The sequence below is a fragment of the Clostridium sp. 1001271B_151109_B4 genome (genome assembly GCF_015670405.1).
Classification (GTDB): domain Bacteria; phylum Bacillota; class Clostridia; order Clostridiales; family Clostridiaceae; genus Clostridium.
Window position 1 is genome coordinate 136717 of sequence record NZ_JADPBQ010000003.1, and the last position, 14530, is coordinate 151246.

The 14530-nt window shown below is 26.5% G+C and carries 13 protein-coding genes and 1 pseudogene; 2 read left to right on the plus strand and 12 right to left on the minus strand.

The genetic code is table 11. The features are described 5' to 3' along the window. Window positions 1-379 precede the first annotated feature (379 nt). Complete coding sequence (locus I4V63_RS03390) at window positions 380-598, plus strand: hypothetical protein (protein WP_195999890.1); 219 nt, start codon at window positions 380-382, stop codon at window positions 596-598. Between the two features lie 204 nt (window positions 599-802). Here I4V63_RS03390 and I4V63_RS03395 read toward each other — a convergent pair whose 3' ends face one another. The 11 genes and pseudogenes from I4V63_RS03395 to I4V63_RS03440 form a co-directional block, all read right to left on the minus strand. Continuing rightward, on the minus strand, window positions 803-1606 hold the full coding sequence (locus tag I4V63_RS03395) for a YibE/F family protein (protein ID WP_195999891.1): 804 nt from the start codon (window positions 1604-1606) through the stop codon (window positions 803-805). Next, on the minus strand, window positions 1603-2724 hold the full coding sequence (locus I4V63_RS03400) for a YibE/F family protein (protein ID WP_195999892.1): 1122 nt from the start codon (window positions 2722-2724) through the stop codon (window positions 1603-1605). The genes I4V63_RS03395 and I4V63_RS03400 overlap by 4 nt, the downstream gene beginning before the upstream one ends. 123 nt (window positions 2725-2847) lie before the next feature. Next, the gene (locus I4V63_RS03405) at window positions 2848-3303 is read right to left on the minus strand and encodes a GatB/YqeY domain-containing protein (protein WP_243280437.1); all 456 of its coding nucleotides are present in this window, start codon (window positions 3301-3303) and stop codon (window positions 2848-2850) included. 255 nt (window positions 3304-3558) lie between these two features. Further along, entirely contained in the window at window positions 3559-4473 is a 915-nt protein-coding gene (locus I4V63_RS03410) for a patatin-like phospholipase family protein (protein ID WP_195999893.1), read from the minus strand. A gap of 205 nt (window positions 4474-4678) precedes the next feature. After that, window positions 4679-5242, minus strand: coding sequence for a hypothetical protein (locus I4V63_RS03415; protein WP_195999894.1), 564 nt, complete (start codon window positions 5240-5242; stop codon window positions 4679-4681). Window positions 5243-5324: 82 nt separating this feature from the next. Continuing rightward, window positions 5325-6035, minus strand: coding sequence for a protein kinase family protein (locus I4V63_RS03420; protein ID WP_195999895.1), 711 nt, complete (start codon window positions 6033-6035; stop codon window positions 5325-5327). Window positions 6036-6074: 39 nt separating this feature from the next. Next, the gene (locus tag I4V63_RS03425; protein WP_195999896.1) at window positions 6075-6356 is read right to left on the minus strand and encodes a hypothetical protein; all 282 of its coding nucleotides are present in this window, start codon (window positions 6354-6356) and stop codon (window positions 6075-6077) included. Between the two features lie 105 nt (window positions 6357-6461). Next, a pseudogene (locus I4V63_RS15910) lies at window positions 6462-6548 on the minus strand (IS200/IS605 family transposase); the annotation flags it as partial. A 128-nt stretch (window positions 6549-6676) separates the two neighbouring features. Further along, window positions 6677-7387 (minus strand): MgtC/SapB family protein, encoded by a 711-nt coding sequence (locus I4V63_RS03430; RefSeq protein ID WP_195999897.1) that lies wholly within the window; start codon window positions 7385-7387, stop codon window positions 6677-6679. Window positions 7388-7594: 207 nt separating this feature from the next. Continuing rightward, window positions 7595-9856 carry a glycogen/starch/alpha-glucan phosphorylase gene (locus I4V63_RS03435; protein ID WP_195999898.1) on the minus strand — a complete coding sequence of 754 codons (2262 nt, stop codon included), beginning with the start codon at window positions 9854-9856 and terminating at the stop codon, window positions 7595-7597. Between the two features lie 283 nt (window positions 9857-10139). Next, window positions 10140-11615 (minus strand): UDP-N-acetylmuramoyl-L-alanyl-D-glutamate--2,6-diaminopimelate ligase, encoded by a 1476-nt coding sequence (locus tag I4V63_RS03440; protein ID WP_195999899.1) that lies wholly within the window; start codon window positions 11613-11615, stop codon window positions 10140-10142. A gap of 476 nt (window positions 11616-12091) precedes the next feature. Here I4V63_RS03440 and asnB point away from each other — a divergent pair, with 476 nt between their 5' ends. Continuing rightward, window positions 12092-13678 carry an asparagine synthase B gene (gene asnB / locus I4V63_RS03445; RefSeq protein ID WP_195999900.1) on the plus strand — a complete coding sequence of 529 codons (1587 nt, stop codon included), beginning with the start codon at window positions 12092-12094 and terminating at the stop codon, window positions 13676-13678. Between the two features lie 67 nt (window positions 13679-13745). Here the strand turns inward: asnB and I4V63_RS03450 are convergent, their stop codons facing one another. Further along, a complete protein-coding gene (locus I4V63_RS03450) occupies window positions 13746-14414 on the minus strand; it encodes a YARHG domain-containing protein (RefSeq protein ID WP_195999901.1) in 669 nt (222 codons plus the stop codon). Between the last annotated feature and the right edge of the window lie 116 nt (window positions 14415-14530).

Consider the following 14530-nt stretch of genomic DNA (forward strand, 5'->3'; position numbering starts at 1 on the left):
TTCATTTCCCCTTATGTTTACTATTATTTTACATTATTTATTAAAATAATTAAATACATTGTCCATATTATCCTATCTATCTCAATTCTCATTAACTTGTTAGCTTTTCTCTTATTAATTATTTTTTATATTTATTCTCATTCTTTACTTTTCATTTATTATTTTCATTTTTTATAAATGTTAACAATAATAATTATAAGCTTACTAGATAAAAGTCCAACTGAAGAAATTATTAAAGTATTTAATGAAGTAAAACAAATTTTTATTTACAATTCTTATTATTATGTGCACCAAATTATTACTCTCGAGTATATTATAGTATAAGCACAAAATAGGAAAGCTTTAAAGATTAGCTTTACTATTTATAGGAGGAGTAAACATGAGAAACAATTGTAATAATTGTAGAAGAAATAATTGTAGAAGAAATTGTTGTAGAAATAACAACACTTGTATGAACAATAGAAATTTTGGTAATTGTAATAATAATTGTGGATTTGGTAATTGCGGATTTGGTAATTGTAATAATAATTGTGGATTTGGTAATTGTGGAGCTGGTAACGCTTGGTTAATATTACCTTTATTATTCCTTTGCTTCTAAGTACACTTAGCCAAAACTTTTTTCAATATGTTTTATAATAATACCAACAAAACTGGTACTTTTTAAAATAAAAAGTTAGGATATCATCTCCATCCTAACTTTTTTATATTATACCTAAAACTATTATTCACCTAATAAATTTACAAAATGAAAAATGCTACACTCATTTCAATATTATGTAGCATTTTTATATAAAATTAAAATTTAATTTTCATTATTCAGCTTTTCGCAATAACCCTTTACTGATTTAATAAAACTATTATCACTCTTAAGCATATAAGTGCAAATCAAAATACTTATTGGAATTATTAATAGACATCCAATATTAGAAATAACTAAATCAAATAAATTCTTATAAAACTCCTTTGAATTAATAACACTCTCAAAAGTATATTTATTTTTTATAAATAATATTCCTATCATCATAGTTTCACCTATAGTAGCAAAAAATATTGTATTAACAGTTGTCCCTAAAATATCTCGCCCAACATTAAAACCTAACTTTACTAATTCAGAAAATGTTAGTTCACTATTTACTTCATTAAATTCGTATAGTGAAGATGTAATAGCCATAGCAGTATCCATTACTGCTCCTAATAAACTTATAATAATCATACATATCATTAATTGATTCATGTTTATATTAATATTTGGAGACAAGTATACACTTAATTCAGAACTTAAATCTAACTCACTATATCCACCTAAATTTGATTTTGTTCCTAATATTGAAACTAATAAACTTAACAATAAAACAACACATACTACTGACATTACTGCAGCATAAGTCTTTAAATTATGTCCATTTTGATAAATTAATGTTATCTGACAAAAGATTACAGTTCCAACGATTGTAACAAGTATTGGATTTATCCCATGACTAATAGTAAATACAGCTAGTCCTAATAGAATCACATTAAATGCAAGAGCAATAAATGACTTTGATCCTCTATCTCCACCCACTAAAATCATTAATATAAGCAATAATATTGTTAATAACACTATCATTCTTTACTCATCCCCTTTCTAAAAAATAATAGAGCTATACAAGCTGATATAGGAACAGCCGAAACTATACCTATAGATCCTACTAAAAATCTTATTATTTCAAAAGAAAGATCAAATTGAATTAATCTTTGAAAGTTATATCCATTTACTATTTTTAAAATTACAATAGATAAGCTTCCTCCAATGTAAGAAAACATTAAAACATTAATCATTGTTCCCATAATATCATATCCTATTTCTCTAATAGATTTAATTAACTGCTTTAACGTAATAGATTTAGCTGCATTTACTAATTCATTAACTGCAGAATTCACGGTAATACTTACATCCATAACAGCTCCTAAGCATCCAACTAAAACACCAGATAAAAATATATTTTCCAAATCATTAGGTCCTGCAATATAATCCATTAATTCATAATGCAAATCCCCAGTATAAGCCAGTGCAACTTTATATAGCACAAATATTAAAAAAGTAGTAATTAGCGTAGATAAAATTGCTCCAATATTCTTTCTAGAAAATCCTCCTAGTATCAATAAGGTAATTACACTAAAGAAAACAATCATTAAAATATTAATTACCATAAAATCTTTACCAGAAACATAAAGTTTAATAAAGTATATAAACGCCACTATATTAGCAACTAAAGTACATAATGTATATATTCCAAACTTTCCAGCTATAGCAACCAAAGCAATAACAAAAAATCCAATAAGTAAAACTATAAACTTATCTCTTTTTAATCCACTGATACTTCCTGATAATCCATTACTATTCTCATTAATACTTATAAATAAATCATCACCCTTTTTATATTTCTCATTCATCAACATTGATGATGAATATGAATTTTTCAAAGTAATTTCTTGACCCTTATATTGTCCATTTTTCACTTTCACAACCATTGTTTGAATATAATATTTCTCTTCTATATCTTCTGGACCTTTTTCAGTTTTATCATATGTATTTTCTACACTTATTACTTTTGCTATTGTAGATTTATAAATATTATAATTATTATTAGTCCAAATAAATAAAACTAAAAAAACTATCAAAGATACAAGAACAGTAAAAAACCTCCCTTTATTATTTTTAATATAAGTTTTTATTATTTCCATACTTACTCCTTTCTTTATCTCATAAGTTAAGTTTAATTATATGTATCTATAAATATAATTCACTCCAAATAAAAAATGGGCCATATCTTAATAATTATGATACATGCCCATTATAATATATTATTATCCTAAAATCTCTTTTACCATAGGATTAATTTTAGATCTATCAAATTTCCCATTAACCTTTGGCATAATTTCTTTCATGATCTTACCCATATCCCTTGCAGTATAATTACCATTTGTAATTATTTCTTTTAACATGGCACTAACTTCTTCTTCAGTTAATTGTTTTGGTAAGTATGGAGTTAATACTTCAATTGCAAAATTTCCTTCAGCTATTTTTTCTTCATTATTAGCTTGCTTTGCATATTCTAAAGCTTCTTTATTTTGCTTAATGCTCTTTTCTACTATTTTTATTACATTTTCATCTGAAATTTCTTCTCTATTGTTAACTTCATATGCCTTAATTTCAGAGTTAACTAATCTTAAAACACTAACTCTTGCTTTATCTCTTGCCTTCATAGCAGCTATTTCATCTTTTTTTAATGTCTCTTTTAACATATTTATTTGGTTAGTCATAAAATTTAAACTAACCTACCTCACTTTCATTTTTAATTTTTATTTAAGTAAATTATACCAGTTTTGTATTCAAAATCAAATATTTTACCTTTTCCTATAATTATACCAAAATATTAAATTTAATAAATTCTATTTTTATTTTACCCACTTTTCTTTTGATTTATATAATTTACCAGCTAAATTCCCATCTATTTCAATTTCTCTATAAATGATTAAAACCATTTTTCTCATCTCTCATTCACCCATCTACATTTATCATTTTGCTTTCTTATCACTGGTTTTTTTTACATCTTTTAAATAACCGTATAATTTAAATAAAACAGGATTATTCTTTTCTTCTTCTTTCCTATTTATATAATTTATTAATTCTACAATTGGTTCAAGTTTATTGATTGTATCATTATATCCTTCACTTATTCTTACTCTTTTAGCATCTGTATCTAAATTTAAAGTTCCTGTCAGCGTGTTTTCAACTAAATTTTCTGGAGCTATTATAATAAGTTTTGAATTCGGATATAATGATCTATCTATTTGCGCTTCTTTAGATAGTAAAACCACAATTATAATGTCACATTTTTCACCATATACAGGTTTAATAGGAACATTATCAGCAATACCTCCATCAAGATACTTTTCCCCTAATACTTCTGTACTTTCATATATTAATGGCAGAGAAGCTGAAGCTAATACTATTTTCTTACCTATTTCTTCATCATAATCATTGATTCTAAAATATTTTGCATTCAAATCTGGTAACTTCGTACATGCAGCATAACATATTTTTTTATTTTCTTTAATCTTATTAAAATCTAAATATTTTTCTAATACTTCAACAGCCCCATTATTACCTATAGCCCCATGTTCAAGCTTATCAGTTAAAAACTTTTTAGCTAATTGAAGATTTTTACCTCCAATGTATAAACCTATCCCTCTTTTTATTAATTCCCCCTTGCTAATGGGAACTAATTTATCCATAGTTACCTCTTCCCAAAGTTCATCTGCTTTTTTCATATCATCCATCGCAAATAATACTGAATTAAATGCACCTATAGATGTTCCTGAAAAAACTGATATATATTGTGCTAAATTTAATTCTTTTAAGGCTTTCCATACACCAAGCTCATAGGCTCCCTTTCCGCCACCACCTGCTAATACTAATCCTATTTTCATACTCTTCCTTTCTATACTTTACTTAAACTAAATACTAATTACTTCTATTTACACAATTATACTATAAATATAAACTTTTCAAAATATTTCATAAAATATTATTATTTTTATTAACATATATTTTCTAAAATTTTAACTAATTTATGATTATTAATTTTAAAAGACATGTATTACTAAATTCTTAATAATACATGTCTTAATTTAATTATCTTTCTTCAAATATATCCTTTATAAAGTTATCAAAATTTGCTTTTTGACTTAATTTATTTCCTTGCTTTATTTTCTCAGAATATAGTATTTTGTTATATTCCTTTGCACTTAACGAATTATCATATATATATTTTCTCTTATCATATAACTGCTCTAACAGTTCCCCGATACCTAATAATTTTTCATAATGCCTTCCATATGAAAATCCTCTTTTTTGGTACTTTACATCAATTCTTTTAGAAAAAAATATTGATTTTGCGAGCCATCCTTTTTTACCTTTTCCTTGCTTGGTAGAATTTTTCATAATTATATTTATATCACTTGAAAACTCAGTAAATTTCCCATTCTTGATTTTTATTCCAACTATAGGATACCATAATCCCTGTATCTTCCCACTATTTGTTCCTGATGATCTATAAAATGCTAGTGTTACTCTTTCAATTCCATAAGTGTATTCAATATCCACATCTATTACTCCAATCATTCTAAATGGATCGTCTGTATAAATATTTGCTCTAAAACTTTCTGGATATATTTCTACTATCCTTATAGCTTCCATTACAGCCCACTCTCCTATTTTATTAGCTTAACAATACACCACGTAGTATTATACTAGAATTTAACACTACATGGTGCCCCCTCTAATACCTACTCTTAATTCTATACAATTGTTCACGTATTTCATCAATGCTCCTAAATCTTCTATCTAACCCCATTAATCTTTTTAAGAAGCTTCTTTCTTGAGAAGTCAAATTTAATTCCATATACCACGGTCTCTCTTCTGCATATGCTGGCTCATAAGATGAATAATATAAGTGTATTAAAAAATCTCCTATATACCAATAATCCATCTTTTCTTTATAATTCCCATCAATATATCGAGCTAATCCAAAATCAATTAATGCTAACTTGCTATTTTTCATAATGATAACATTAGGCAATCTAATATCACGATGTACTATACCATTACTATGCAAAATTTCTATCAAATCTAAAAGTTGACTTGCTGCATTATATATTTCTTTTCTACTAAATTCATATTCATATTTAGTAATCAAATCATAATATACTTGACCATCAATATACTCTAATAAATATCCCTGTCTAACTCCATCATTAAACCTTGAAATAAACCTAGGAAATCTTGGACTATCTAAACTTTTCAAAATCTCTTCTTCATAAAACAACTTATCCCTTGTAACATTTAACATTTTATTCTTTAGTTGTTTAACAACACATTTTTCCCCTTGATTGTTTTTAGCCAAATATGCAATTCCATATCTTCCTTGTCCTATAATTTTAATAACCCTATATCCATTTACCATATCATTTGGTTTAAAATACTTGTCCATATCGTTTTTATCTCTTGTTACACTTTCTTTATATTACTACTATTTCAAATAGCCATAATATAAATTTAAAAGTGCTTTCTCCTCTTCAAGACTATAAGAATATACGGTTATCCTATTAAAATCACTATATAATGGACTTAAGGAATTTTCTACTGACTCTATATCCATTAATGGGTTGCTTGAACTATCTACTAATATATTTAACCCCTTATTTACGCCTATTTTTTTTAGGTATTTAAACTCATTTTCTCGTAACCTACTATTTATATTAACTGAATAATATTTGTTACCTCTACGTGATCTTTCCTCATAATTATCCATACATAACACCTCTATATTTTTATCATAATTAACTAACTAATTACATTTACTATATATTATGTTTTTTATTTTAATAGTGTTACTTTAACCCTTGTTATGTATAAATCATGACCACCCGTCAAATGGCTCTATGTATTCTTTTAGACTCATTTGTTCATAAGCTAAATCTTCTTGAATTTGATTGTTTATATAGTGCAAAAAAAAAAATGGCTTTCGCCACTTTTTTATATTAAATAGATAATAAATAAAAACTTTAATTTACTTATAATAACCATTTCCTTCTTTAATTATAATTCCTAAAACAAATAGATTATCTACCGTTATCTAGTACTTTTATGTTCTATTAACTCAGCTTTATTAACTTCATCAAATACAATTATTTCTGCTAAGATTTCATTAATATCTATTTCATCATCCAAATTCACCTTAAACCTCACTCTAGTTTTTTCTGTTGATTGCTTGCTAACTTCTATCGATATGATATCTGCCCCCAAATTTCTAAACATATCCTTTATAGCCTCAACAGTAGTCATTATATATCCACTTATTTCAACTTCAATATGGGCATTAGAATTCCTTTTTATTGTTATTATCTTTTTAAATTTAAATACATCATTTAAAAAAAGATAGGCAACAAAAGTAATTACTATTGAGCTAATATATGTTCCAGATCCAACTGATAAACCAATAATGGCAACTAAACAAATAGACGCAGCTGTAGTTAATCCTTTAACACTTCTTTTATCTTTAAGGATTGTACCTGCTCCTAAAAAACCAATACCTGAAATATATTGTCCTGCTAATCTAAAAACATCATTATTCCCTCCATTTAATCTATAATATTCTAATGATGTTAATTGAATAAGTAATCCAGCTAAACCAACTACAACATGAGTTCTAATACCTACAACCATACCCTTTTTCTCTCTATTATATCCAATAATCCCAACCAACAATACACATAAAACTGTTTTAAATATTATTTCTATAATTATTTTTATATCTATATTTTTAAATATTTCTTGTATCAACCAACATCTCCTCCATACCTACATAACTTTTTATCCTATCATTGTATTTTTATGTTAATATATCGTTGTTAATATTGCAAAAGAATATTATAAACTACTATAAATTAAACTTTATCTATATATATTACTTTTATAATAGTATGTTCAGTATATTTTTTATTTATTTATAAAAAAAAGGAGCGCAATACTGCACTCCCCTACCAGGTATTATTTTAATTTCCAGATATCATTATTGTATTGTTCAATAGTTCTATCTGATGAGAAGAATCCTGCTTTACTAATGTTAATTAATACTTTTCTATTCCAAGTTTCTCTATCTGAATAATCTTCAAATACTTTATCCTTCGTCTTAATATAATCTTCTATATCAAGTAATGTCATGAACCAGTCTTTGTTAATTAATTCATTATATAATCTATTTAAGTTAACTTCATCCCCAACTTTTAACATTTCATCGCTAACGATAAAGTCTACTAATTCTTTTATATTTTCTTTTTCATAGTATTTCTTTGAAATATAATCACCTTTCTTATAGTGTTCAATTACTTGTTCACTTGACTCACCAAAGATATAGATATTATCATCTCCAACTAATTCATGAATTTCAACATTAGCACCATCTTCTGTTCCTAATGTTAAAGCACCATTTAACATGAATTTCATGTTACCAGTTCCTGAAGCTTCTTTAGATGCTAAAGAAATTTGTTCTGAAACATCACAAGCTGGTATTAATTTAGAAGCCTTAGTTACATTGTAGTTTTCTACCATAACAACCTTTAAGTATTTATTTACTTCTGGATCATTATTTATGATATCTTGTAAACAAAGTATTGTATGGATTATATCTTGTGCAATTATATATGCTGGTGCTGCCTTTGCTCCAAAAATCATTGTTATTGGAGTTGTTGGAATATTTCCTGCTTTTATATCTAAATATTTATGAATGATATATAAAACATTCATTTGTTGTCTCTTATATTCATGAAGTCTCTTTATTTGAATATCAAAAACAGAGTTTTCATCTATTTCAATATCTTGTGTATCTTTTAAGTATTTCTTTAAAGCAATTTTATTGTGCTTTTTAATTTCCTCAAGCTTAGATAAAACTTCTTTATTATCAATGAATTTACCTAAGTTTTCTAACTTAGTTGCATCTATTTTAAAATCTTCTCCAATAAGACTAGTAATGTAATTTGTTAATTCATTATTACAGTGCATTAACCATCTTCTGAAAGTTATACCATTTGTCTTATTATTGAATTTTTCAGGATATATATCATAGAATGGCTTTAATTCTTCCTTTTCTAGTATTTCAGTGTGAAGTGCAGCAACTCCGTTTACACTAAATCCATAATGCATATCCATACGAGCCATATGAACTCTATCATCTCTATCTATTATATATAATTCTTCATTATCATATTTTGCTCTTACTAAGTTATCTAATTCTCTAATTATTGGCATTAATTGTGGAACTACTTTTTCTAAGTAATCAATTGGCCATTTTTCTAATGCTTCGGCTAATATTGTATGGTTTGTATATGCACACATTCTGGTAACGATACCGATAGCTTCTTGCATTTCTATACCCTTTTCGCCTAATAATCTTATTAATTCTGGTATTACCATTGAAGGATGTGTATCATTAATTTGAACAACTGCATGCTCATCTAATTTGTGTAAATCATATCCATTTTCTTCAGCTTCTAAAATAATTAATTGAGCTGCATTACTTACCATGAAATATTGTTGATATATTCTTAATAAGTGTCCTGCTTCATCACTATCATCTGGATATAAGAATAAAGTTAAATTTTCTTTAATGTCTTCTTTATCAAAATTAATTCCATCTTTAACTAACGTTTCATCAATTGTATCTATATCAAATAATCTTAACTTATTTGAACCTTGATTATATCCTGTAACATCTATATCATATAATGTTGAAGTTACTTTGAATCCACCAAATAATACATCAAATTTAATGTTTGATTTATTTAACCAACCTTCTGATGTTATCCAAGGATTCTTTTCTGCTGTTTGTTTGTGATCCTTAAATACTTGTTTAAATAATCCATAGTGGTAATTTAAACCAACACCATCACCATTTAAACCTAAAGTAGCTATTGAATCTAAGAAACATGCTGCTAATCTTCCAAGTCCACCATTTCCTAATGAAGGTTCTAATTCTATTTCTTCTATCTCAGTTAACTCTTTTCCGTTAGCAGATAAAACCTCTTTAACTTCATCATATAACCCTAAATTAATTAAATTGTTTGAAAGTAATTTTCCAATTAAGAATTCTGCTGAAATATAATATAATTTTTTTGATCCCTTATTTGTGCCTTTATTTTTAATGCATCCTTTTGTCATTTCTAATAATGCTAAATATACTTGTTCGTTTGTTGCTTTTTCAATTGTTGTTTGAAATCTTTCATTTAAGATTTCAGTTAAATTATTTTTTACCATAATAAATTATCCCACCTTAAATTCATTATTTTTATAATATATATTTAAAAATGTACTTTTATGATTAAATCATTTACACTTATATAATAACAATTTTTTTAATTCCCCCTTGTATATTTTTATGATATTTTGTACATTTATTATGCTAGTTTTAAAAAATAAAATTTTTTTTATTTTTTCGCTCCTTTTTTGTAAACTTTTTCAACATTTCTTTTAAAATATTTTTCTAAAAAAATAGAGATACCAATATTCGGCATCCCTATTTTTTTACTTTTCCCAAATTTTAAATTTCATTGAAATAATTAATTACAACTTCTTTATCACTAAAATGATGTTTTATTGTTCCAATTATTTGATAGTCTTCATGACCTTTTCCTGCTATAACAACTATATCATCTTTCCCTGCAATTCTACACGCATATTCTATAGCTTCTTTTCTATCCTCAATAACAGTATGACTATCCTTAATTCCTACTAATATATCTTCTATTATACTATGCGGGTCCTCTGTTCTTGGGTTATCTGAAGTTACTATTGTAACATCACTATATTTCTCGGCAATTGCTCCCATTAAAGGTCTCTTAGTTTTATCTCTATCTCCACCACAACCAAATACAGTTATTAATTTACCTTTAACAACTTCTTTCATTGTTTCTAAAATATTTTCAAGTCCATCTGGAGTATGAGCATAATCTACAACTACTGTACATTTCATTTTATCATGATATACTCTTTCACATCTTCCTGCCACAGCTTTCATTGTATCAAAGGCTTCTATAACATCTAATGCAGTAACATATCCACTAACTACTAACATACCTATAACACCTAATGCATTATAAATATTATAAAGTCCTGGTATATGAAGTTTTACATTGCCTTTAAATTCATCTCCAATATATAAATCAAATGTTGATCCATTTGCTTGTAAATCTAAATTCTTAGCTCTAACATATCCATCATTTACTCCATATGAAGTAACTACCTTATTATCAGTACTTGTTTCATTCAACGTACTTAACATTCTCTTTCCATATTGATCATCACAGTTTATAACAGTACTTTCAGCGCCCTTTATAAACTTAAATTTTGCATTATAATAATTTTCAAATGTCTTATGATAGTCCATATGGTCTTGAGTTAAATTTGTAAACATCCCTCTGCTAAAATTTAATCCTTCTACTCTTCCCATTGCAGATGCATGAGATGATACTTCCATTAAGCAATATGTGCATCCGGCTTCTCTCATATCTTTAATAAGTCTAAATAACTCTATAGCTTCTGGAGTTGTCATGTTTGTTGGAATCATTTTTTCTCCAATATAGTTAGCAATTGTACCTATAAGTCCAACTTTATTTCCTGCATGTTCTAATATGTGCTTCATCATGTATGTTGAGGTAGTCTTTCCATTAGTACCTGTTACCCCTAAGAATATTAAATCACTATCTTGTATATTAAAGAAAGTCTTTGCTATTATAGCCATACATTCTCTAGTGTCTTCTACTTTTATATATGCAACTCCCTTCTTAATGTCATTTATCTCTTTACTATGAATAATAGCTTTTGCCCCTTTTTCTATAGCTTCATTTATTAAATCATGTCCATCAACTTTTACTCCTATAACAGCTATAAACATGCTCCCATCAATAACTTGTCTCGTATCTCTTGTTATATCCTTAATTTCTATTTTTGTATAATCTATTTCATTTGTGCAACTATACTTTAATTTTGAGTTACATACTAATTCACTTAATAACATTGTTAATCTCCTTGTTTTGAATTTTTTCTTATTCAAAGATTTTATTATTCCATAATATTGTACATCATTTATTACTATTTATCTATATACTGTATTCATCTTTATCTCATAATCCTTTCCCTCTTTTATACTTTTAAACCTTATTTTAAGCTTATATTTTATTAGTATATATTGGCCTATTTCTATCATTCCCCACCTCAATTTTAAACATATTTAACTATTTATTCCATAACTTATAATTTTTAGTTGCATTTTTGCTATGTTTATAATATAATTTAACAAATAGACTTTTTTAAATTTAATATCATCAAAGGCGATGATTCATATAAGCTGACAATCTTATAGTTAATTACATTGTTTTCTTAACTATAACTTTTTAGTTAATATATCTGAGCCTTTAATTACCAAATAACTTGAATTTGTACAAGGCTCGCTAAAAGCGGGCCTTTTTATTTTTATTAAAAGGGGGCAATGAAATGTGTAGTTTTGTTGTATTTTCATCAGACAAATTACCTTTATCAGATTTTAATAAAGCTTTAAAAAACGTAGTTCATAGAGGTCCAGACAATACTTATTCTTCTATTGAAAGTGGTTTATCTTGGGGCTTTAACCGTTTATCAATAATGGATTTATCATCTAATGGTAATCAACCATTTAAATACTCTTCTTGTGAAGTTGTATGCAATGGAGAAATATATAATTACAATAATTTAAAAGAATTACTATTACCAGAATATAAATTTCATTCAAATAGTGATTGTGAAGTATTAATACCAATGTATTTAAAATATGGTATAGAGATAATGTGTAAAATGCTTGATGCAGAATTTGCTTTAGTTTTATATGATGTAAAAAATGATTCAGTAATGGCTGCAAGAGATCCACTAGGAATAAGACCAATGTTTTATGGTTACACAAAAGAAGATCATAAAATTTCATTTGCAAGTGAAGCAAAAGCTTTAATTGATTATTGTGAAGAAATTATGCCATTCCCTCCAGGACATTATTATAAAGATGGCGAATTTGTTTGCTATAATGATTTATCAGAAACGAAATTCATAAACAATGATGATTTAGATACAATATTCATTAATATAAGAACTAAACTAATTGCTGCTGTTGAAAAGAGGCTTCATGCTGATGCTCCAATTGGTTATTTATTAAGTGGAGGTCTAGATTCATCTCTAGTATGTTCTATCGCTCAAAGAATAATAAAAAAACCTATCAAAACATTTGCTATAGGTATGGATACTGACCCAATTGACTTAAAGTACGCAAAACAAGCAGCTGACTATTTAGGCACAGATCATACTGAAGTAATAATAAATAAAGAAGATGTTTTAGGTGCATTAGATGAAGTAATTTATCATCTAGAAACTTTTGATATAACAACAATTAGAGCAAGCATTGGAATGTACCTATTATGTAAATATATTCATGAAAATACTGATTTAAAAGTTATCTTAACTGGTGAAGTTAGTGATGAATTATTTGGTTATAAATATACAGATTTTGCACCATCAGCAAGTGAATTTCAAAAGGAATCTCAAAAAAGAATTAGAGAACTTTATATGTATGATGTGCTAAGAGCTGACCGTTGTATTTCAGCACACGCCTTAGAAGGTCGTGTACCTTTTGCTGATATAGATTTTGTAAACTATGTAATGAGTATTAATCCTGCTAAGAAAATCAACAGTTACAATAAAGGAAAATATTTATTAAGAAAAGCATTTGATGGACAATACTATTTACCACATTCTTTACTATATCGCGAAAAAGCAGCATTTAGTGATGCTGTTGGGCACTCTTTAGTTGATTATCTAAAAGAATATGCTGAAGAAAAATATACTTCTGAAGATTTAGAAGCTGCTAAAGAAAAATATACCTACTGTACACCTTTCACAAAAGAATCTCTTTTATATAGAGATACTTTTGAAAAATATTATGCTGGAAATGCTAAATGGATTAAGGATTTTTGGATGCCAAATAAATCTTGGGAAGGCTGTAATGTTAATGATCCAAGTGCTAGAGTTTTATCTAATTATGGTGATAGTGGAAAATAAAATATTTATATTATTTATAAAGAGCTCCTATTTCAAACTATATAGGAGCTCATGTTTTATATTAATTCTATCTTCTTGCTTCTTCTTTTATTATCATAGCTACGTTATATTCTTCAATACTGTTAAGCTTTACAGAATATGATGTTGGAGTATACCAATCTTCATTAACAAAAAAATCCTTCCATTCATCACTTACAAAAATGTATCCATGCCTTGCATATATTTCATTTCTTGCAATAGCTAACTCATAAGTCGATAAATATTTTAATTCATCTGCACTAACCTTTCTAGTGTTACTATCAGGAATTATAAAATCTCCATAATAACAATCGTTGCTATTTGAAAATCCCTCTTCTTCAACCTTCTTTATTAACATGACATTTTCATATTCTATATCACTTAAATCATCAGTTGTAATTTCATAATTACTTCTAATATACCACTTTTGATTATTAAAATAGTTTTTCATTTTCTTTTGCTTGAATTGATATCCATGCCTTGCATATATCTCATTTCTTGCTATTTCTAATTGCTCATCACTTAATCCTCTTAAATCATCTTCAGTTAAATATCTTGTACTACTATCTGGAATAATAAAATAATTATCTTTAACTGAAACTGCAGTTACTATATTTATCTCTTTATTACTTTTGTTTTGAAAATTGATATTGTTAGTGCTTAATATACCACTTGTAATTATCAAACCACTAATAATAATTACTACTTTTTTATTCATTGCATCCCCCGAAAGACTTTTTATACTACTCATCCTATGCTTCTTTTTAACATTTATTTACACACTTTCTTTATTATTTCATGTTATAATAGTATTATAATTAAATATTAGAGGTG